This window comes from Candidatus Omnitrophota bacterium (assembly GCA_041653595.1).
Classification (GTDB): Bacteria; Omnitrophota; Gorgyraeia; order Pluralincolimonadales; family Pluralincolimonadaceae; genus Pluralincolimonas.
Window position 1 is genome coordinate 1 of the sequence record JBAZFB010000021.1, and the last position, 21,202, is coordinate 21,202.

19 protein-coding genes are annotated in these 21,202 nt (G+C 53.5%); 1 reads left to right on the plus strand and 18 read right to left on the minus strand.

What is annotated here, in order from left to right:
* The 17 genes from WC317_07040 to murJ form a co-directional block, all read right to left on the minus strand.
* On the minus strand, positions 1–1,117 hold a 1,117-nt coding region (locus tag WC317_07040; GenBank protein MFA5339882.1), incomplete at its 3' end, for a hypothetical protein.
* Positions 1,118–1,135: 18 nt separating this feature from the next.
* Positions 1,136–3,556 (minus strand): ATP-dependent Clp protease ATP-binding subunit, encoded by a 2,421-nt coding sequence (locus tag WC317_07045; protein MFA5339883.1) that lies wholly within the window; start codon positions 3,554–3,556, stop codon positions 1,136–1,138.
* Between the two features lie 30 nt (positions 3,557–3,586).
* Positions 3,587–4,636 (minus strand): protein arginine kinase, encoded by a 1,050-nt coding sequence (locus tag WC317_07050; protein ID MFA5339884.1) that lies wholly within the window; start codon positions 4,634–4,636, stop codon positions 3,587–3,589.
* A complete protein-coding gene (locus tag WC317_07055) occupies positions 4,633–5,139 on the minus strand; it encodes a UvrB/UvrC motif-containing protein (GenBank protein ID MFA5339885.1) in 507 nt (168 codons plus the stop codon). Before WC317_07055 ends, WC317_07050 begins: the two co-directional genes overlap by 4 nt.
* Positions 5,139–6,011, minus strand: a complete 873-nt coding sequence (gene ilvE / locus WC317_07060; protein ID MFA5339886.1) for a branched-chain-amino-acid transaminase — start codon at positions 6,009–6,011, stop codon at positions 5,139–5,141. The genes WC317_07055 and ilvE overlap by 1 nt, the downstream gene beginning before the upstream one ends.
* 13 nt (positions 6,012–6,024) lie before the next feature.
* Positions 6,025–6,687, minus strand: coding sequence for an ABC transporter ATP-binding protein (locus tag WC317_07065; protein MFA5339887.1), 663 nt, complete (start codon positions 6,685–6,687; stop codon positions 6,025–6,027).
* A 1-nt stretch (position 6,688) separates the two neighbouring features.
* On the minus strand, positions 6,689–7,873 hold the full coding sequence (locus WC317_07070) for a lipoprotein-releasing ABC transporter permease subunit (protein MFA5339888.1): 1,185 nt from the start codon (positions 7,871–7,873) through the stop codon (positions 6,689–6,691).
* Between the two features lie 18 nt (positions 7,874–7,891).
* Complete coding sequence (gene lysS, locus WC317_07075; protein ID MFA5339889.1) at positions 7,892–9,343, minus strand: lysine--tRNA ligase; 1,452 nt, start codon at positions 9,341–9,343, stop codon at positions 7,892–7,894.
* Complete coding sequence (gene lnt, locus WC317_07080) at positions 9,331–10,911, minus strand: apolipoprotein N-acyltransferase (protein ID MFA5339890.1); 1,581 nt, start codon at positions 10,909–10,911, stop codon at positions 9,331–9,333. The genes lysS and lnt overlap by 13 nt, the downstream gene beginning before the upstream one ends.
* On the minus strand, positions 10,896–13,685 hold the full coding sequence (gene secA, locus WC317_07085) for a preprotein translocase subunit SecA (GenBank protein MFA5339891.1): 2,790 nt from the start codon (positions 13,683–13,685) through the stop codon (positions 10,896–10,898). The genes lnt and secA overlap by 16 nt, the downstream gene beginning before the upstream one ends.
* A 9-nt stretch (positions 13,686–13,694) precedes the next feature.
* Positions 13,695–14,817 (minus strand): peptide chain release factor 2 gene (gene prfB / locus WC317_07090; protein MFA5339892.1). Its coding sequence is split into 2 segments (ribosomal slippage): positions 13,695–14,756 and positions 14,758–14,817, totalling 1,122 coding nucleotides; the frame shifts between segments, so codons are not numbered across the junction.
* A 247-nt stretch (positions 14,818–15,064) separates the two neighbouring features.
* Complete coding sequence (locus tag WC317_07095; GenBank protein ID MFA5339893.1) at positions 15,065–15,568, minus strand: ORF6N domain-containing protein; 504 nt, start codon at positions 15,566–15,568, stop codon at positions 15,065–15,067.
* A 137-nt stretch (positions 15,569–15,705) separates the two neighbouring features.
* Positions 15,706–16,689, minus strand: coding sequence for a hypothetical protein (locus WC317_07100; GenBank protein ID MFA5339894.1), 984 nt, complete (start codon positions 16,687–16,689; stop codon positions 15,706–15,708).
* A gap of 28 nt (positions 16,690–16,717) precedes the next feature.
* Complete coding sequence (locus WC317_07105) at positions 16,718–17,539, minus strand: alpha/beta hydrolase (protein MFA5339895.1); 822 nt, start codon at positions 17,537–17,539, stop codon at positions 16,718–16,720.
* Complete coding sequence (locus tag WC317_07110; protein MFA5339896.1) at positions 17,536–17,889, minus strand: MGMT family protein; 354 nt, start codon at positions 17,887–17,889, stop codon at positions 17,536–17,538. The genes WC317_07105 and WC317_07110 overlap by 4 nt, the downstream gene beginning before the upstream one ends.
* On the minus strand, positions 17,837–19,123 hold the full coding sequence (locus WC317_07115; GenBank protein MFA5339897.1) for an excinuclease ABC subunit UvrC: 1,287 nt from the start codon (positions 19,121–19,123) through the stop codon (positions 17,837–17,839). The genes WC317_07110 and WC317_07115 overlap by 53 nt, the downstream gene beginning before the upstream one ends.
* A gap of 14 nt (positions 19,124–19,137) precedes the next feature.
* Positions 19,138–20,685 carry a murein biosynthesis integral membrane protein MurJ gene (murJ, locus tag WC317_07120; protein MFA5339898.1) on the minus strand — a complete coding sequence of 516 codons (1,548 nt, stop codon included), beginning with the start codon at positions 20,683–20,685 and terminating at the stop codon, positions 19,138–19,140.
* 54 nt (positions 20,686–20,739) lie between these two features.
* Here murJ and rpsT point away from each other — a divergent pair, with 54 nt between their 5' ends.
* Positions 20,740–21,003: a 30S ribosomal protein S20 gene (gene rpsT / locus WC317_07125; GenBank protein ID MFA5339899.1), complete on the plus strand. Its 264-nt coding sequence runs from the start codon at positions 20,740–20,742 to the stop codon at positions 21,001–21,003.
* Here the strand turns inward: rpsT and WC317_07130 are convergent.
* Positions 20,977–21,202 (minus strand): hypothetical protein (locus WC317_07130; GenBank protein MFA5339900.1); only part of this gene is annotated, 226 nt, incomplete at its 5' end. The genes rpsT and WC317_07130 overlap by 27 nt on opposite strands.

Consider the following 21,202-nt stretch of genomic DNA (forward strand, 5'->3'; position numbering starts at 1 on the left):
CGTCCTTGAATTCATACGCGCCCTTTACCTCCCTTACCGGATCGTAATTTATCACCGAACCGGAAGTGCTGAAATCACCGGTCACCGACTCGAGTTTATTGTTCGCGTCATAATTAAGCCTGCCGGTAATGTAATAATTCGACAGGATATCGAATCCCATCGCCTTGAGATGATTGGCGTTCACCGTCAGGGTGAAATAGGGAAATTTCGCGAAGTCCCCCGATATGCAGAACCTGCTGACTTCTCCCATCGCTGTAGCGTTGCCGCTTACGTCCTCCGGATACAAGTTTATGCGAAAACCCTTCTCCGCCATCTGGAGGACGCCGCTCACTATCGCTTTCGGTCCGAACTTGAAATCATTGAAGGCCAGCGCCCCGTCGGTCTTGGCGATACTGCCCGAGAAATCCAGGTTCAGCTTATCGAATATATCAAAAGAGCCGCGCACGAACACTTTGTCGAGGACGCCGTCGAGCTGGAGCCTCAGCGTGTAGCCCTGGCCCTTTATCAAACCCTCCATTTTTACCGCCGACCTCTCTACCGGGAAGCCGACACTGCCTTTTCCCGTTAACCTCTGCCCCAGGATATTGGCGGCCATGTTCTGCGATTCTATGCCGCGCTCGCTCAACTTGAAATCGCCGTTCACCTCCGTTACGACCGGGACTTCCTGGGCATTATAAAAAGAGCCGTCCTTTATCGACACTGCCATCTTTTTCCACGCCGGCTCGAAGACCTTCGGGACCGGAGGCAGCTTATTCTCCGCTCCGAAAAAATATATCTTAGGCGATACGAAAGTTATCTTCTCCAGCTTGCCGTATTTCCCGAGGGCTATGTCCCATAACCGGTAATTAAGTTCGATCGCCTCCGAAGAGAAGAAGACCCGTTTAGCCTGCGAGGGAGGCGCGCCGTAGAGCCTGACGTCCTTGAGGACGATACCCCTGAATATCCCTCCCTCTAGGCCGCCTATCTCGCCTTCGAGCCCGATCTTCTCCCTCATTATGGCGAGGGACCTGGCCCTGAATTCCCTGAAAAAATAGTTGCCCTGCAGATCTATGAATACGAGCACGACCAGCGCCGCTAATCCCAGGATGACCAGCGCCGGCCTTGGTCTGTGTCTCAAATCGACACCGCTTTCGGTTTACTCAAAAGCCAGATGGCCTGCTTTCGCGCCTACCTTAACGGTACTTCCCTTCTGCAACCTGCCGGAGATTATCTCTTCGGCAAGAGGGTCCTCGAGGAACCTCTGTATCGTCCTCTTTATCGGCCTCGCGCCGTATACGGGATCGAACCCCTTTTCGATCATGAAATCGATGGCCCCTTTATTGAGATCGATGATTATGCCGTGCTGCTCCTTGAGCCTGTCCTTCACCTCGGCGACTTCCAGTTCCACGATCTTATAGAGGTCGTCCTTGGTGAGCGGCTTGAATACTATTATATCGTCGACCCTGTTGAGGAACTCGGGCTTGAAAGTCCTCTTGACCTCGTCGAGAAGTTTCGTCTTCATCGTCTGGTAGGTCATCTCTTCCTTCTCGGACTTGAATCCGAGTGAGCCCTGCTTCTTGAACATCTCGGCGCCTAGGTTAGAGGTCATGATAACTATCGTATTCTTGAAATCCACCCGCCTCCCGAAAGAATCGGTGAGCCTGCCCTCCTCCAGGACCTGCAAAAGTATATTGAATACGTCGGGATGCGCCTTCTCGATCTCATCGAGCAGGACGACCGAATACGGGCGGCGCCTCACCTTCTCGGTAAGCTGCCCTCCTTCCTCGTATCCCACGTATCCCGGCGGCGCTCCGACCAGCCTCGAGACGTTGAACTTCTCCATATACTCGGACATGTCGACCTGGATTATAGCGTCCTCATCGCCGAACATGAACCCGGCGAGCGCCTTCGCGAGAAGGGTCTTTCCGACGCCGGTCGGCCCGAGGAAGATGAACGAGCCTATGGGGCGTTTCGGATCTTTGAGGCCGGCGCGCGAACGCCTAACGGCGTTTGCTATCGCGTTTATCGCCTCATCCTGCCCGATGACGCGCCCGTGGAGGTCCTCTTCCATCTTGAGGAGTTTTACGCTCTCCTTCTCCTCGAGTTTTACGATCGGGATACCGGTCCATTTCGCGACTATTTCGGCGATATCTTCCTCGCTCACCTGCGGATACGCCTCGGCCTTCGATTTCGACCATTCCTTCCGGACCTTCTCTAGCCGGCCCTTCAATTCGCGTTCCGTATCGCGCAGGCCCGCCGCCTTCTCGAAGTCCTGCCCTTTTACCGCGGCCTCTTTCTCTTTCCGTATCTGGTCCATCTCCTTCTCGACTTCTTTGATGTCGGGCGGGGTAGTCATCACGTTCAACCGCGCGCGGGAACCGGCTTCGTCTATCAGGTCTATCGCCTTATCGGGGAGGTAGCGCCCGGATATATACTGGTCGGAAAGCTTGGCCGCGGCCACTAACGCCTCGTCGGTGAATTTCACCTTGTGGTGAGCCTCGTATTTATCCCTCAAGCCCTTCAATATCTCTATCGTCTCGTCGACGCTGGGCGGCTCGACCATGATCGTCTGGAACCTGCGCTCCAGCGCAGCGTCTTTCTCTATGTGCTTCCTGAATTCGTCGAGGGTCGTCGCGCCGATGCATTGTATCTCGCCGCGCGAGAGCGCCGGCTTAAGGATGTTGGACGCGTCTATCGCGCCTTCGGCCCCTCCGGCCCCTACCAGCGTATGCAGCTCGTCTATAAATATGATTATATTTTCCGACCGTTTTATCTCGTCCATCACGGCCTTTATGCGCTCCTCGAACTGGCCCCTGTATTTCGTGCCGGCGACCATCATCGCGAGGTCGAGTATTATCACTCTCTTGTCGCGGAGGATCTCCGGGATATCGCCCTTTATGATCTTCTGGGCCAGCCCCTCGACTATCGCGGTCTTGCCGACGCCTGCCTCGCCGAGGAGGACAGGGTTATTCTTCGTCCTGCGCGAGAGTATCTGGATGACGCGTTCTATCTCGTCTTTACGTCCGATCACCGGGTCGAGCTTCCCGTCGCGGGCAAGCGTCGTCAGGTCCCTGCCGAACGCGTCCAATGACGGGGTCTTGGTCTTTGCCTGGGCCTGCTGCTGCGTAAAACCCGGAGAAGCGGAGCCGAGAAGAGACATGACCTCCTGCCTGACCCTGTTGAGGTCGAGGCCTAAGTTGGTTAGAACTTGGCTGGCCACGCCCTCGCCCTCGCGTATAAGGCCAAGTAGCAGGTGTTCGGTGCCGATATAGTTATGCCCGAGGTTCCTGGCTTCATCTGTCGCGAGTTCGATGACCTTCTTCGCTTTCGGGGTAAAAGGGATATCTCCGGAGACGACGGTCGGCGGGCCGGGTTGGACTATCTTCTCGACCTCGAGGCGTATCGCCTCAAGGCTCAGCCCCAGGTTCTGCAGGACCGCGGCCGCGACGCCCTCGCCCTCTTTTATCAACCCGAGCAGTATATGTTCCGTCCCTATGTAATCGTGGTTGAACCTCTTGGCTTCTTCCTTCGCGAGGATTATCACCTTCCTCGCCCTTTCGGTAAATCTTGAAAACATGTTCATCGACCATCCTCCTGAAAATACCGACTATATATTGAATTTCCTCGAGATAAATTCCGCGCGCACCGCGTCCCTCTCCTCGGCCGAAAGGCGCTTGCCTTCCTTCTTCTGGAGGTGGGCGGGTTGTATCTGTATAAAAAGATCGTTTAGCATGTTGCGGTCCGGGCCTTTTATCATCCTTAAGTCCGCGCCTAGCCTTATTATCGAAAGCAGGTTCAGCGCCTCTTCGCTGCTTATGAGCTTGGCGCTCTTCAGTCCGGCCAGAGACCTCGATATCCGGTCCTCCAAAAGCAGCTTCTGGTTCGCGAAGACGGAATTCCTTGCCGTGTTCTCCTGCTCTATTATCTGTTTCATTATCCTCTCGAGGCTGTCGACTGTCTCTTCCTCCGAATGCCCGAGAGTGACCTGGTTCGATATCTGGAAAAAATTCCCGTATGCCTCGGTCCCCTCCCCGAAGAGGCCGCGCGCCGTCATCCCGAGCTTGCTTATCGCCTGAATGATCCTGCCGGCCTGTTTCGTCATCACCAGCGCCGGGAGGTGCGCCATGCATGACGCCCTTAATCCGGTCCCGACGTTAGTGGGGCAGCATGTCAGGTAACCCAGGTCGGATGAGACGGCGAATTCGAGGTTCTGCTCCAATTCCTCGTCTATCTTGTCCGCGAGCTTCCACGTGTCGTGCAGGTTGAAGCCCGACTGGAGGACCTGTATGCGAAGATGGTCCTCCTCGTTTACCATGATGCTTATTACCTCGCGTTCGCTTATGAGGACCGCCTTATGCTCGGGATTGGCTATGTGCTCCCTGCTTATAAGATGCCTCTCGATCAGCATCTGCTTTTCTATGCTGTCGAGCTCATCGATCCTTAAAAATAAGGCCCCTTTAAAATAATCCGCCTTCTTATAGGCGCCCTCAAAATCCGAGATGACACCCTCGAGCTGTTCGGCCGAAGCCCAGTGCGGGAAAGGGTATTTGGCCAGGTTCCTGGCCAGCCTTATCCGCGAGGACATTATTATATCCGTGTCCGGGCCGGTGCCTCTAAGCCATTCGCCTGTCTGGCCCCAGAGTTCGCCGAGCGTCATGGTTTGTCTTTCGCCTTCTTTTCGAGCGCCCTTATCCGGTCGCGGAGCCTGGCGGCCTCCTCGAACTCCTCCATATCGATGGCGCGCTGAAGCTTCTGCCGCAATTCCTGCGCCTCGGATATCTTCTTCTTCCCGTCTGTCTCGTCGATCTCCTTGGGCGATTTCCCGATGTGCCTGGTCGAGCCGTGGATGCGTTTCAAAAGCGGCAGGAGGTTTGTCCTGAACGCGCTGTAGCATTCGCCGCAGCCCAGCCGGCCTATCTTCTGGAAGTCCGTGTATGTCATGCCGCATTTGCCGCATTTTAACAGGGGCTCTCCGCCGGACGGCTTCTCGCCGAGTCCGCTTATCCCGGCAAGGAGGTCGGAGATGCTGAAGTTCTGCTCCATCTCGATGCCCTTCTCCTTCGCGCACCCGCCGCAAAGGTGGAGCTGTTTCACCTCGTCGTCTATTATCTCGGTGAACTCGACCGTAGCCTCGTTCTTGCCGCAGACCTGGCAGATCATCAGAACCTCACGCCGTCGACCTTTGTCAGCTTATGGAATTCCGTTATGAGTTTCGCCGTCATCTTCCCGGGCTTGCCGTCGCCGATCTTGCGCCTGTCCATCTTGACGACAGGGATGATCTCGGCCGCGGTCCCGGTAAGGAACATCTCATCCGCGTTGAAGAGGTCGTACCTTGTCATGACCTCCTCGTGGATGGGGATCTCCTTTAAGTGCGCGATATCGATGACCGCGCCGCGCGTGATACCGCGCAGGACGCCGCTGTGAACGGGCGGCGTGAAGATCGCGCCATTCTTGACGATGAAGATATTATCGCCGGTGCATTCCGCGACATAACCCTCGGAATTGAGCATGACCGCCTCCTCGACGCCCGCGTTGATCGCCTCGACCTTTGCGAGGATATTGTTAAGGTAATTGAGCGACTTGATCTGCGGGTTGACAGACTCGTGGATATTCCTCTGCGTAGAGATGGTCACGATCTCAAGGCCCTTATCGTATAATTCCTGATGGTACAGCTTGATCTTGTCGGTGATGATGATGACGGTCGGTTTGGCGCATTTTCTCGGATCTAACCCGAGGTCGCCGATGCCGCGCGTGACGATAAGCCTGATATAAGAATCCTTCAGTTCGTTCTCGCGCAGGGTCTTCTTGACCGCCTCGGTCATCTCTTCCTTGGACATAGGGATCTCAAGCATGATGGCGTGCGCCGACTGGTAGAGCCTGTCGATATGCTCCTTCATCTTGAAGATAAGCCCGTCGTAGGTGCGGATGCCCTCGAAGACACCGTCGCCGTAGAGCAGTCCGTGGTCGAAGACCGAGATCTTCGCGTCCTCGCTCTGGTGGAATTTACCGTCGATATAGATTTTCAGTGCCATTTTGTTCTCCTTGTCATTGGATTATTTTTCCGTCCCTTATGTGCAGGACCCTCTGCGCGGCCTTGGCTATCTGCGCGTCATGGGTCACTATCATTAATGTCATTTTACGACTTTTATTGAGTTCCCACAACAATTCTATTATATTCTCCCCCGACTCAGAATCGAGGTTGCCGGTCGGCTCGTCGCAAAGGAGGAGTTCCGGCTCGTTTATTAACGCCCTGGCTATCGCCACGCGCTGCTGTTCCCCGCCGGATAACTGCCCCGGCCTGTGGTTCATCCTATCTTCGAGCCCTACCGCTTTCAATAATCCGGCTCCCCTCTCCCGCAGGTCCCTTCCGCCGCCTTTTATCATTAGCGGCAATATCACATTCTCCAGCGCGTCAAACTCCGGGAGCAGGTGGTAGAATTGGAAAACGAAACCTATCTTCCTGTTCCTTATTTTCGCGCGCTCGTTGTCGCCGAGCGCGTATATATCGGTGCCGCCTATCAGGACCTCGCCGGCAGTCGGCGAATCGAGGCCGCCTAAAAGATGGAGCAGGGTCGATTTGCCGGCCCCGGACGGCCCGAGGACCGCAAGGACCTCGCTCCTTTTGACTTTTAGGTCTACTCCTTTAAGCACCTCGAGCTCTTTCGCTCCGTTCTTATAGACCTTCCGCAGCGCCCTGGCCTCTATCATCTCATTCGTACCTCAGCGCGTCAACCGGGTTGAGCCGGGACGCCTGCCAAGCGGGATATAGGCAAGCCAGCAAACTTATAGCCAGGGCCGCGACGACTATCGCGGCCACATCCGTGTATTGTATATCCACGGGGAACCTGTCTATGTAATAGATATCCCTCGGGAGCTTTATGAACTGGTACTTCTCGAGGAGATACCCGAGGCCGAGCCCACCGGCCACGCCGAGCGCGGTCCCTATCGCGCCGACTATGAATCCCTGGAGGGTGAATATCAGCCTTATGGAATTATTGGCGGCGCCTATCGCCTTTAGTATCCCGATATCTTTCGTCTTCTCCATCACGACCATTATCATCGTCGCCGCGATATTAAAGCACGCGACCGTGACTATCAGCGCCAGTATCCAGAACATCGCCAGCTTCTCGAGCTTAAGCGCCGAGAAGAGGCTCCTGTTCAGGTCTATCCATGTCTTTACGTAAAAAGGAAAACCCAATTCTTTTTGTAACCTGACCCTGACTTGCGGCGCGAGTAATTCGTCGTCTATCCTTATCCCGATCCCCCCGACCTTGCCCTCGGCGCCGAAAAGCTCCTGCGCGTCCCTCAGGTCTATGAAAGCGAGCGAGGAATCATATTCGTAATAACCCGAATTGAACGTCCCCGCTACCTTGAAATCTTTCGACGAGCCGTCCAGAGGCGAAAGGACCGAGACCGTGTCGCCGAGCCTGAGGCCGAACCTCCGCGCCATCTCGGTGCCTATCAGCATGCCGCCGCCCTTGAGCGCAGACATGGAGCCGGACATTACATATGAGCCGAGCTTCGAGACCCTGGCTTCATCGGCGGAGACGATGCCCCTTATCGAGACGCCCTGCATCGTATCCTTCGCCCTGATTAACGCCTGGCCGTCGAGGAAAGGTGAAGCGGAAACAACGTGGGGCTCGGTCTTTATTTTCTTGATAAGCGCGGCGGAATCCTCGATCCCGCCTTCCTGCTCTACGATGATATGGGAATTCGCGCCGATTATCTTATCGCGCAGCTCGTTATCGAAGCCGGTCATGACACCGATGACGACTATGAGCGCGCAGACCCCGACCGCGACGCCCAGCACCGAGATCAGGCTGATTATCGATATGAACTTCTCCCTGCGCTTAGCAAGGAGGTATCTCGAGGCCACCAACAGTTCGTAACGCATATCCAAAAATTTATTTGATCACTGCTGTTCCGGTTTAAGCTGCGGAAAGAGTATTACATCCTTTATCGAATCGCGATTGGCGAAGAGCATCGCCAGCCTGTCTATCCCGATGCCGAGACCGCCGGCCGGAGGCATACCGTACTCGAGCGCGCGGACAAAATCCTCGTCGATAGTCTTCATCTCCGCCTCAGGGCCTTTCGCCTGGTCCTCGAACCGCGACTTCTGCTCTATCGGGTCGTTAAGCTCGGAATACGCGTTCGCCAGTTCCTGCGCCGATATGAACAACTCGAACCTTTCTGTCAGGTCCGGCTCGCCGGGTTTCTTCTTCGAGAGCGGGCACAGTATCGCCGGGTAATCTATTATGAACGTGGGTTTCGCGAGCTTCGGCTCGACCGTCTTCTCGAATATCTTGTTCGCGACCTCCTCGTCGAGCTTCGCGTCCCCTATATCGAGCCCCATCTCCTTCGCGACTTTCCTCAGGTCTTTTTCCTTCTTGTAATCTATCCCGGAATATTTCAATATCGCCTCGCGGAAAGGTATCCTGTCCCAGGGCGGCGACAGGTCCAGCTCCCCGTCGCCGTGCGCTATCTTATACTTGCCGAAGAGGTGCTGCGCGGAATCCAGTATGAGCTCCTCGGTCAGGTCTATCATATCATCGCAATTCGCGTAGGCCTGGTAGACCTCTATCATCGTGAACTCGGGATTGTGCCGCGGCGATATCCCCTCGTTCCTGAAATTCCTGTTTATCTCATATACCCTCTCGAAGCCGCCGACCAAAAGCCGCTTCAGGTAAAGCTCCGGCGCTATCCTCATGTAGAGGTCTATGCCGAGCGCCTCGTGGTGCGTCTTGAAAGGTTTCGCGGTGGCGCCTCCCGGCATCGTCTGCATCATCGGCGTCTCGACCTCGAGGAAACCCTTTCCGTCGAGGAAAGCCCTTATCCGCGCGATCATCTTGATGCGCAGCTCAAAGACCTTTTTTACCTCGTCGTTGACGATGAGGTCGACGTATCTCTGGCGGTAACGCGTCTCTATATCCTTGAGTCCGTGCCATTTCTCCGGCAGCGGCCTTATCGATTTCGACAGCATCGTGAACTCTTCTACATGCAGCGTCGGTTCGCCGGTCCTCGTCTTGAAGGCCTTGCCCTTTATCCCGACGATGTCGCCGATATCGAGGTTCTCGAAAGCTGTCCTGCCGGCCTCTGAAAGCTCGGCGGCCTTTATGTAATTCTGTATCTTCGCGGTCGAATCCTTGACGTCGATAAAGCAGGACTTTCCGTGCGAGCGCACGGCCATTACCCGGCCGGCGACCGTGACTTCCCTGGACCGGGCTGCGGCGTCCTCGAAATCCGCCAATAACTCGTTGATATTGGCCGACTTAGAGAATTTCCCGCCGTAAGGGTTTATGCCCTTCGCCCGCAGGTTCTCGAGCTTGATCAATCTCTGTTTTATTAGGTCGTTTATTTCTTCCAATTTTTCCGCCTTAGTCGCGCAGACTTGACATAATTATAAATAAAATAAAGGGTTAAGTCAAACAAAAAAACCCCGGCGCATAGCCAGGCAAAGGCATCCCCGTATTTCAAATACAGGGTCCGGGCCTTTCCCGGGGTTATATGCGCGGCCGCAAAACCCGTCACGAATATCTTATCCCCTTTAAGATCCTTCACCTCCTGCGTGATCTTCCCGGCCTGGTTTATAAAACATGAATAGCCGGTATTCGCGCACCTTACCACATTGACCCTGTTCTCGACCGCGCGGAAGACCGAGGGTTGCGCGTGCTGGAACGGCGCCGCGGTCTTCATATACCACGCGTCGTTGGTTATCACGACCAGGAAGTCCGCGCCCAGCCGCACAAAATTCCTCGATATCTCGGGGAAGACATCCTCAAAACATATCAGGACGCCGAATTTCACCTGCTTGCCCTTCGCTCCGCTCAGGACTTCGCCCTTCTGCGTCGGTATCTCGAATATCGTATAATCCTTCCCCGCCGTATAATCCTCGCCCATATCGTAGCGCTTCTTTATGAAAGACAAGAAGCTGTTGCCCAGCGGCACATATTCGCCGAACGGCACGAGGTGTATCTTATCGTAGCGCCTGACCATCTCGCCCTTGTTCGATATCAGGACGGCGCTGTTGAAATAACGCACCTTCTGCGGCACCCTCTCGGTCTGCGTCCCGACCAACAAATATGTATTGACCTCTTTCGCGAGGGCGGTGACCTTGTCGCGCAGGGCCTGGTCGGTCTCGAGGAATCCCGGGACAGACGTCTCGGGCCAGATTATCAGGTCCGGCTTGTCCTTTGCCGCCTCTTTTGTAAGGTTTATATATTTATTCAATATCGCATCGGCATATCTTTCGTCCCATTTTTCCGACTGCGGGATGTTCCCTTGTATTACCGATATCTTGACTGTCTCGCCCTCGAACTTCCGGTCGACCCTGTAATATCCGTATACCGCGACGATGATAAGCGCTATCACCAGCAGAGCCAGGTATCTCGGCTCCGGCTTATGGCCTTTTATCTTCTTCTTTATCTTCGATGATATGAGGACGTTGGTAAAGACTATCAAAAACGAGACGCCGTACGCTCCGGTCACATCGGCTATCTGGATTATCGGCAGCGTCTCCCACTGCGTATGCCCGAGCAGCGCCCACCCGAAGCCGGTAAAGAGGTGGCTCCTAAGGAACTCAACCGCCACCCAGAGGCAGCTCACGAGCAACGCGAACCTTAAGCGCGGTTTTTCGAACTGCATCGCGAGTATGTCTACGCCGACGGCAAATATCCCGAAGAAGAAAGCCAGGTATACCGCCAGGACGGCTATTCCTATTATCGCCACATATCCGACCCAGTACAACGTGGCGCCGAAGAACAATAACCCTGTTATGCAGCCGGTAAAGAATGCCTGCCACGGTTTCTCGCCGCGGATCGCGATAAGCATCGGTATCAGAGCGAACCACGCCAAAAACGAGAAATTGAACGCCGGATACGACAGCGTCAGCAATAATGCAGAGAGTAACGGTAAAAAAACTAAGCGCCGCAGCATTTTTTATATTTCTTTCCGCTCCCGCACGGGCACGGGTCGTTCCTGCCCACTTTCGGAGCTTCCCTTTCGAGGGGCGCCTGTTTCGCGTCCGGCGGCCTCGCCTCGACCGGCTCGCCGCCCTGTGATTGGGGTATCCTCGAGGCGAGCGAACCCATCTCCCTGTGTATCATCTGCTGGGGGACGGATTCGAAGACGCCCCTCGGCTTCTCCTGGGTCGCCACCTGCACCTTAAAGATGAACTCGAGGGCGTCATCCTGTATCCTGTTCATCATCTCCTCGAACATCGCGAAGCCCTCGTTCTTGTATTCGACGAGCGGGTCGACCTGTCCGTACGCGCGCAGGCCTATGCCTTCCTTTAGCAGGTCCATCGTATAAAGATGGTCCTTCCATTTCGAATCGATCATGTCGAGCAGTATCGTCTTCTCGATATGCCTGGCCACGTCCGCGCCGAGGACGAACTCCCTCTTCTCGTAAAACTTATTTATTATATCGAGGAGCCTCGCCCTTATGTCATGGCGCGGGCCGGCAAACGATCCGCCCTGGTCCGCCGGGAGGCTGAACCCGAACTTGCCGCGGAACCATTCCGAGAATCCCTTGGCATCCCACTCCTCATGGTGCGTCTTCTCGTTCAGGTAAATATCCATCGCCGAGTCGAGGCCGTTCTCTATCATCGCGGCGATATATTCCTTGATGTCCTTGCCCTCGAGTATCGCGCGCCTCTCGGAGTAGATGACTTCCCTCTGCTTGTTCATGACGTTATCATATTCGAGCAATTGCTTCCTTATCTCAAAGTTATGCGCCTCGACGCGTTTCTGCGCGGTCTCTATCGACTTCGAGACGATGGGATGTTCTATCGGCTGGCCCTCTTCCATCCCTAATTTTTCCATTATGTATTTTATCCTGTCCGAGCCGAATATCCTCATCAGGTCGTCCTCGAGCGAGAGATAGAACCTCGATGAACCCGGGTCACCCTGGCGTCCGCACCTGCCGCGGAGCTGGTTATCGATGCGCCGCGCCTCGTGGCGTTCGGTGCCGAGGACATGCAGGCCCCCGACCGCTATGACTTTATTATGCTCATCTTCGACCTTCGCCTTGAACTTCGCCATCATCTCGGATTTCTCTTTAGGATCGATCGCCTCGGGCTCGATCCCTTTCTGCTTGAAATAGTCATAGACCATGTATTCCGCGTTGCCGCCGAGCAAAATATCGGTGCCGCGGCCTGCCATGTTCGTCGCGATGGTGATCGCCTTATACCGCCCGGCCTGCGCGACTATGTGCGCCTCCGACTCGTGGTATTTCGCGTTCAAGACCTGGTGCGGTATCCCGCGGCGCTGAAGCATGTTGCTCAGGCGCTCGGATTTATCTATCGAGATCGTTCCGACCAGCACCGGCTGGCCCTTCTCGTATAACTGCGCGATCTCGTCGGCAGCGGCATTGAATTTCTCTTTTTCGGATTTATAAATGCTGTCCGGATGGTTCGCCCTTATGAGCGGCCTGTTCGTCGGTATCACGATAACGTCGAGTTTATATATCTGGCTGAATTCGTTGGCCTCTGTCGCGGCCGTGCCGGTCATGCCGGCGAGCTTGTCGAACATCCTGAAATAATTCTGGAACGTTATCGTAGCGAGGGTCTGGTTCTCCCTCTCGATCTTAACGCCCTCTTTCGCCTCGACCGCCTGGTGCAGCCCGTCCGACCATCTCCTGCCCGGCATCATGCGGCCGGTGAATTCGTCGACGATTATGACCTCGCCGTCCTTGATGAGGTACTGCACGTCGCGCTTATAAAGCTCTTTGGCAAGGAGCGCCTTCTCGACGCAATGCCGCTCCTCGACAGATTCCATCGAATGCATATCCTTGAGCCCCCAGGCCTTGACGACCTTCGTCTCGCCCTGTTCGGTCATCCAGACGCTGTGGCCTTTCTCGTCGACTATGTAATCGCCGGACTCTTCCTTCGTCTCCTGGTCCTTCTCGCCCTTCTCGAGGCCCCTTACGATGTTCGCGGCTTTATAATATTTGTCGGTCGACTCTTCGGCAGGGCCGGATATTATGAGGGGCGTCCTCGCTTCGTCGACAAGTATCGAGTCGACCTCGTCGACGATGCCGTAATGCAGCGGCCGCTGGACCATATCTTCGAGCCGGTACTTCATATTGTCGCGCAGGTAATCGAAACCGAATTCGTTGTTCGTGCCGTAGGTTATATCGCTGTTATACGCGGCCTGACGGTCCCTGTCGTTCATATCGTGCTGGATCATCCCGACCGTCAGCCCGAGGAACTCGAATATCGGCCCCATCCAGTACCTGTCGCGTTTCGCGAGGTAATCGTTCACTGTGACGATATGGACGCCGAGCCCGGTCAGGGCGTTCAAATATGCCGACAATGTGGCGACGAGCGTCTTTCCTTCGCCGGTCGCCATCTCCGCTATCTTTCCTTCGTGCAGGACGATGCCGCCGATAAGCTGGACGTCGAAATGGCGCATCCCGGTGACCCTCTTACTGGTTTCGCGCACGACCGCGAAAGCCTCGGGCAATACCTCCTCGAGGACCTCAGTCTCTGTCTTGCGCCGCTCGGCCTTCTCGAGACCCTTGAGATCGATATCCTTGAGCCGTTCTTTGATCTTCGCCTTGAATTCGGCGGTCTTCGCTCGCAGTTCGGCATCGGAGAGCTTGGAGATCCTCGGCTCAAGTGAAGTAATAAGCTCCATCTTGGGCTTAAGCCGCTTAAGCTCCCTGTCGTTATGGGTACCCACAACCGCTGAAAATATCTTTCCTATCATTCTATATCCTTAGTTTTTCTCCCGCTGAGGCGGGACCTTGCCGGCTGAAAATTTAACATACGCCTCTATCAATTCGTCAAGTTCGCCGTCAATCACCTGGTTCGCCTTCCCGGTCTCGTATTCCGTCCTGTGGTCCTTTACCATCATGTACGGGTGCAGCACGTAAGAGCGTATCTGGCTGCCCCATTCTATCTTTTGTTTCTCCGAATACATCGACTTTATTTTTTCTTCCTGCTCCCGTTGTTTCTTCTCGAAGAGCCGCGCCTTCAGCACTTTCATCGCCGAATGCTTGTTCTTCAACTGCGAGCGCTCGTTCTGGCACTGGACGACGAGCCCGGTCGGGATATGGGTAATGCGCACCGCCGAGTCTGTCGTGTTGACGCCCTGCCCGCCGGGACCGGATGCGCGGTAGACATCTATGCGCAGGTCCTTCTCGTCGATCTGGATATCCGCCTCCTCCTCGACCTCGGGGATGACATCTACCGAGGCGAACGATGTGTGCCGCCTTTTATTCGAATCGAATGGCGATATTCTGACTAAACGATGTACGCCACGCTCTGACTTCAGGTAGCCGAAAGCATAATCGCCTTTTACCAGCATCGTGACGTTCTTGACGCCGGCTTCTTCTCCGGCCAGATAGTCGAGGACTTCAACCTTATGTCCCTTGTTCTGCGCGTAGCGGGTATACATCCTGAAGAGCATCGCCGCCCAGTCGCACGACTCGGTGCCGCCGGCACCCGCGTTAATGGAAAGTATGGCGCCGGACTTATCGTGCTCGCCCGAGAATAAAGCGGTAAATTCGATGCGGTTTATCTTGTTCGCTAAGGCGTCCAGGTCTTTTGAAAGCTGGGATATCGAGGCTTCGTCTGAATTTTCGGTTATCTCGGCGAGCCCTGAAAGCTCCTCGAGCTCTTTGCTGCACGCCTGCCACGGATCAAGGCGGGCCTTTAGCGACTTCATTTCGGCGATTATCTTGTTGGCCTTCTGCTGGTCGTCCCAGAAGCCCGGGGCGGCCATCTTCCCTTCAAATCCCGCTATATTCTTCCCTGCGGCATCGAGGTCAAAGATACCTCCGCAGGTTGGCTAATGTCTCTTGCGCCTGCTTTATCCTCTTCTTAAGCTCCTCAAGCATAGTACTCCTCCGTAACGCATTTACAGGATTAAAATTATACCAGTTTAGGGGGGATAAAACAAGCGTAATTGGAGGGTTAATCTAAGTTCGGGCGGGTCCTGCCTGCCGAGCACCTCGCCCGCTCACTATGGTTCGCGGACAAGGGCTCCGTCGGCAGTCACCCGCTTAAACCAGATGGCCAACAAAGCCCTGCAACGACACAACGGTCTACGTGCTGTTTATTTGCGACCGTTCTTGCCTTAAGTTTTTACTCCGCTCTAAACCCGATCTGGCGTTTCGGCTTTTCCGGCGGCTCGAACAGCTCTTTTATGGCCTGAAATACTATCGCAAATTGCTTATCGTATTTTTTCTCCATCGCCTCAATTTTGCGCCTGAGATCTGAGCTAGTTAATAGCAAATGCCTTAATTGGACAAAAGCGCGCATAATCTGAATATTGGCCATAATAGCGCGTTCACTGTTTAATACGCTTGAAAGCATGGCAACTCCTTCTTGCGTAAAAACACGAGGAAGTTTTCTTATGCCGCCCCAACTTGAAATCGCATTTTGCGACATCAAGTTTAGGGCTTCCCCTTTGGTCAGTTGAAACATGAAATCTTCCGGAAATCTTTTAAGGTTTCTTTTCACTTGTTCATTTAATCTGCCGGTTTTTACTCCATAAATCACGGCTAGATCGCCATCAAGCATTACCTTTTTACCTCTGATAAACAAGATTTTCGCCGCTATTACTTGTGCAGAAACTATGCTGGACATAATATCCTCCTTTCTGCATACATATATAGACGACAAAAGGAGGGGATTTCTTTCAAAAATCTTAAAAAAATGTCCCCCTTCCCATTTGGGGAGAGGGATATTTGTCATTTTAGAACGAGTGGGACGCCAGGCTATTCTTACTTTTTATTCTTGAGCTCCTCCATTCTACCCTTAATGTTTTCTACCGCCCACTTAGACCATTTAATTGTTAATTCATTATTGGACTTAGAAAGCTTTTCCAAAACTGGTAATATTTGCTCGTCTCCTTTGCATGCTACAAATACCCAAAGCATACGGAGCGTTTCATCAGTTTCCTGAGATAAAGGTTTTTTTGCTGCATAATGCGAATCGATTACATAAATTAAATATGGTAACAAAATTTGAGCCTGTTTCTCTGGTATGTTACCATAGAAAGGATGCGAACCTAGAATTTTCAATAGGAGTAATTTGTGACTTTCGTTTGAGTTCTCAATTTGCGAAGCAATAAATCCCAGCCATTGTTCTTGCGTTAGAAGCCAAGACAAAGCGGTCAACGCATATTCAAGTTTCTGCTTATTATTGTTCTTTGTTATAAATTCTTCCAAAGGATCTTTTAAATATTGAGGAGAATAGATTTTCCGACCCGCAAAATACGGAGAGCAAGCAATCATTGCCTCATATACATCTTCCTTTGTATTAATTTCCGTAATAATAATACCTTGCGAAATTATTTTATCTAACTCTAGACGTAAAGGCTCAATATTTAAACCTAGCTGAAAATGAATTGTTCTATCCCGTTCGCCTAAATGTACATATAAAGTTGATTCACCTGCATCTATAACGTGCTCTGATGAAGTTTCTGGCTGATTAAAAAAATCCACGGCTTTAACTAATGCCCTTAAGGAATAAAGTTCATTTTTATCTAGATTAAATTCGTAACTAAAAGACTCCTCTCCATCCATAATGCATCTTGCATATACAACTCTTGCTTTTCCATCTTTTGTCATAATTAATTCTGAATTTTTTAAAGGCGAGTATCCGCCGCTCCATCTGTAATGAATAAATGTATCGTTAGATTCTTCGGCATTTGCACTCAAGCTAATAATAAATGACAATAGAACACAAACTATGATTTTTTTCATTTTGCCTCCTCTTCATTTCCAATAATAATTATTTTATAAGCGCCGTAAATTCTTTGACGGCTTTCCAATAATTATCACCGGCGACCCAGAAGAAATCGTTATGGCCGGCGCCGTCCACCCATAAACACATCTTCGGCTGATTTGCCTTTTTGAACAAAGCCCGGCCGTGCCAGAAAGGCATTATCGTATCTTTCCTGCCGTGCATTACCAAGACTGGATAATGGATATTCCCGATCTTCGTTATATTATTAAACCTGTCAAACGGCGCAAGCGGGATCACCGTCCTTACTCTGAACGCCGAGACGCACCCACTTTCAATGATCAATCCGGCCGCTTTCTCCTTTGAGGCAAGTTCGACTGCCGCGCCGCTCCCGATAGAGCGCCCCTGGATTATTATACGGCTTGGGTCGATCTTTAGGTCGTTGACTAAGTAACGATAAGCCGCTTCGATATCCCTGTAAACGGCCTTTTCCGAGGGCCTGCCCATGCTCGTCCCGTAACCTTCATAGTCGTAGGATAAAGTCGAAAAGCCGTGGTCCCTGAATAATTCCATTAGCGGCATAAGGTCTCCGACATCTTCGGCATTACCGTGGCTGTATAAGATGACAAACTTGGCGTCTTTGGCGGGCAGATATGCTGCGGAGATCCGCACACTATCCGTAACTTTCAGTTTTATGATCCCGGGCCCGTCCTTATAAGACGAGGGGTGGGGATAGAAGGTCAGGTTGCCGGAAAAGAAGAAAGCATACACAAGCAGTAAGAGATATATTTCGAGTATCGAGATGAGGAATCTCTTTAAGGTAAATTCCCCGATCAGCAGATGTTTTACCGTCTTTGAATCAAGGGTCATTTGCGCTTAGGCAACAAATCGGCGCCGACGTAAAAAGTCGCGCCCTTCTTTTCCATTGACAGGAAAAGACGCTTAAGCTCGATGCCGTAGGCATATCCGCCGATCTTTCCGTTCGATTCGATTACGCGGTGGCAGGGGATGAACAACGGCCAAGGGTTGCGGTGGAGCGCCTGCGCGACGGCGCGGGTGGCTTTAGGCTTGCCGATCTTTTCGGCGACCCACGCGTAGGTGCGCGTCTCGCCGGAGGGTATCTTCATGATACACTTATAGACGCAGACTTCAAACTCCGTGCATCCGTCAAACAGCTCGGACTTTTTTACGCCTTTGGACCTTCTTCGTTCTTTTTTCACCGACCAGCGCCTTTCGCCTCAAAATATGATGGTACCTTATCGCGAACCTATGCGATTCGTCGCGTATCCGCTGTATCAACTGCAGCGCCTTCGATGACGGCGGAAGCGCGACCGGCATATCCTTGTCTAAAGTATATATGTGCTCGAAGGTTTTTGCAATACCGATAATTGGGACGCCCTTTAGGCCGGCCGCCTTCATCTCCTGCGCCGCTGCCGAGAGGTGGCCCCTTCCCCCGTCTATGATTATCAGGTCCGGCGCAGGAAGCTTCTCTTTTAACGATCCTGTATACCGGCGCCTTACCACCTCGCGCATCATCGCGTAATCGTCCTGGCCCTCGACCTCGCGTATCTTGAACATCCTGTATTTCGATTTCTCGGGCCTGCCGCCCCTAAACGTGACCATCGAGCCGCAGGCTTCCTCTCCCTTGATATTGGATATATCGAACGCCTCGATATATTTCGGCTCCTCTTTCAACCCGAGGACAGACCTGAGCTCGCCCAATTGGACCGCCGAATCGTGCCTCGGCCGTTTCGCTATCATCTCGCTTAAAGCCTCGATCCGGTCGCGGACCTTTCCCGCCTCCTCGAACTTCTTTTCGGCGGCGAGCTGTTCCATCTTCCCTGATAGCCCCTTTACCAATTCGTTCTTCTTTCCCCCGATAAAAAGGATTATCCCTTTAATATTTTCAAGATAATCCTCCTTCGATATCTTCCCCTCGGAAGGCGCCGGGCATAACCCCATATCGTGATAGGCGCACGCCCTTTTTGGCATCGGCCTGCACGTGCAGAACGGGAACACTTTCCGAATGGATTTTATCGCCGCGCGCAATAGCGCCGCGTCGGTGTACGGCCCGAAATAGAGCGACCCGTCGCTCTTCCTCCCGCGGGCGGTCATTACGCGGGGGAATTCCTCGGCCATGGTTATCTTTATAAGCGGGTAAGTCTTGCTGTCGCGGAGGTCGACGTTGTATTTCGGCTGGTATTCTTTTATGAGGTTGGATTCGTAGAGCAGCGCCTCGGCCTCTGTCGCGGTCGGGACCCAATCGATGCCGCTGATATTTTTTACGAGGGCGCCTATCCTCGGGCCGTGGTCTTTTGACCTCTGGAAATACGATCGCACCCTGTCGCGCAGCGACGACGCCTTGCCGACGTATAACACTTCCCCGCCGCCGGCCTTGAATATATAAACGCCGGGTTGGTCGGGTATATCCCTGAGAAATTCAGTGAATTTCATCAGGACTGGCGCCCTCAGCCTCTCCTTAATATCCATTTCACGAATCCCTTGAACTCTTTCACGTCGAATATGAGGCAGGCGATAAAGAACGAGGCTGCCCCGGCCGGGATGATAACGGCCAGTTTCGGCACCGGCCTGAGCTGCAGGTTAACGTTGAGCAGGATAAGGACGACGGCCATTATGGCGCCCGGAATAGCGGCGCGCACGAACGAGACGAATATCTCTCGGCCGCCGAGCGGGCCTATCTTCTTCCTCAGGAGAAAATACAAAGAAAAGAAGTTGAAGATGCTGGCGAGCGACGTGGCGAGCGCCAGCCCGTTTACCTTCATCGGGAACATCAATATGAAGTTGAGCGCGGCGTTCAGCAGGAAGACCATCACCGCGTTCTTCACCGGGGTCCGCGTGTCCTTAAGCGAATAGAACGCCGAGACGAGCGGCTTTACCCCGGCGTAAGCGCACAGGCCTATCGAAAAATAAAAGAGCACCGGCGCGGTTATGCTCGTCGAATAGGCGTCGAAAGAACCCCTTTGGAAGAGCGCCCGCACTATCGGCTCTGACAACGCCATAAGCCCCACGGCCGCGGGTATGGTTATAAAAAAGACCGCCCTGAGCGAGAATGAAAGCGCCTGCTTGAATTTTTCCATCTCGTTTCGCGCGGCGTGTTCGGAGAGCGTCGGAAGCATCGCCTGGGAGAACGCGGTGCTGAATATGGCCAGGGGCAAAAGCCAGAGCCTGTTCGCGTAATTGATGGCGGATATGGCGCCCTTCCCGACTATATCCGAAAGCGAGGCGAGCGCGGTATCCAAGAATACGTTAAGCTGGTATACGCTCGAGCCGAATACCCTGGGCAAAAGAAGCCTGCCTATCTCGTTCGAGGCCGGATGCTTGAACCTGTCAAAACGCGGCCAGCCCATGCCCATCTTCATTAAAGGAGGCAGCTGGACGGCCAATTGCACTATCCCGCCCAGGAGGACGCCTATCGCCAGCCCGGTGACCGGCTCCTTCATTAGAGGGCAAATGAAGATCGCGCTCAATATAAAGACTAAGTTCCACAGCGGCTGGCTGAAAGATGTCGCGCCGAATAACTTCCGGGAATTAAGCACGCCGGTCGCATACGCGGTCAGGCCTATCAGGAAGATATAGGGGAACATCATTCGCGTAAGCGTGACGGTAAGTTTGAATTTTTCGGGATTGCCGAGGAACCCCCACGCGATGGCCGAGACTATAAGCGGGGCGAAGATAATGCCCAGGAGCGTTATCACGGCCAGGACGATCACCATGACGTTGAGGATTATGCGCGCCAGCTCCCAGAATTCCTCTTTGCTCTTGTTGGCGGCATACCCGCTGAGGACCGGCACGAAAGCCGCGTTCGCGGCCCCTTCCCCGACCAGGTCGCGCCAGAGGTTAGGGATCCTGAAGGCGGTGAAAAAGGCGTCCGCGTACAGCGTGGTCCCGAACATCGCGGCTATGATGATATCCCTTATGAAACCCAGGATGCGGCTCGCGGATATACCCAGGCCTATCACTCCCGCCGATTTCGCCAGAGATTTATGTGTTGACATTTCCCGCCTTATATGGTATTTTTACAAAATCGTAACTCGAAAGGAGAAACAGGATTGCCTAATTTAAAGTCCGCATTCAAAGCTATACGCCAGGACAAGAAGAAACGCGCTAGGAACCAGAAGGTCGAGACCGAGCTTAAGTCCTTAACCAAGAAGTTCACGATGGCTCTGGCCGCGAAAAAGGCCGATGAGGCCAAAAAACTCGGTATCTCCCTCGTCTCCAAACTTGACAAGGCGCGCTCCAAGGGCATGTTGCACAGGAATACGGTATCGCGCAAGAGAGCGCGCATCCTAAGCAAGCTCGCCAAGCTCAGATAATCTCACCACAAGAGATTCCAGGATAACCCTTTTATCGAGGTCCCTGTTTTTGCAGTCGCGGTCCGCCTCGGCCAGGTAAGAGAGGGCCTCTTTAAGCCATTTTTTGGCCCTGTCCGGGGAACCTTTCGACCTCGCGGCGCGCTTTACAGCGGCCGCCATCGCCCCTATGACGTTCTCCGGGCGCACCGATTCCCTAGAT

Coding starts and splice junctions, on each gene's coding strand:
- WC317_07045 (MFA5339883.1), bottom strand. CDS start 3,556: ATGTTTTCAAGATTTACCGAAAGGGCGAGGAAGGTGATAATCCTCGCG.
- WC317_07050 (MFA5339884.1), bottom strand. CDS start 4,636: ATGACGCTCGGCGAACTCTGGGGCCAGACAGGCGAATGGCTTAGAGGC.
- WC317_07055 (MFA5339885.1), bottom strand. CDS start 5,139: ATGATCTGCCAGGTCTGCGGCAAGAACGAGGCTACGGTCGAGTTCACC.
- ilvE (MFA5339886.1), bottom strand. CDS start 6,011: ATGGCACTGAAAATCTATATCGACGGTAAATTCCACCAGAGCGAGGAC.
- WC317_07065 (MFA5339887.1), bottom strand. CDS start 6,687: ATGATAGAGGCCAGGGCGCTGCGGAAGGTCTATAAGAACGGAGCGAAA.
- WC317_07070 (MFA5339888.1), bottom strand. CDS start 7,873: ATGCGTTACGAACTGTTGGTGGCCTCGAGATACCTCCTTGCTAAGCGC.
- lnt (MFA5339890.1), bottom strand. CDS start 10,911: ATGCTGCGGCGCTTAGTTTTTTTACCGTTACTCTCTGCATTATTGCTG.
- secA (MFA5339891.1), bottom strand. CDS start 13,685: ATGATAGGAAAGATATTTTCAGCGGTTGTGGGTACCCATAACGACAGG.
- WC317_07095 (MFA5339893.1), bottom strand. CDS start 15,568: ATGTCCAGCATAGTTTCTGCACAAGTAATAGCGGCGAAAATCTTGTTT.
- WC317_07100 (MFA5339894.1), bottom strand. CDS start 16,689: ATGAAAAAAATCATAGTTTGTGTTCTATTGTCATTTATTATTAGCTTG.
- WC317_07105 (MFA5339895.1), bottom strand. CDS start 17,539: ATGACCCTTGATTCAAAGACGGTAAAACATCTGCTGATCGGGGAATTT.
- WC317_07115 (MFA5339897.1), bottom strand. CDS start 19,123: ATGAAATTCACTGAATTTCTCAGGGATATACCCGACCAACCCGGCGTT.
- murJ (MFA5339898.1), bottom strand. CDS start 20,685: ATGTCAACACATAAATCTCTGGCGAAATCGGCGGGAGTGATAGGCCTG.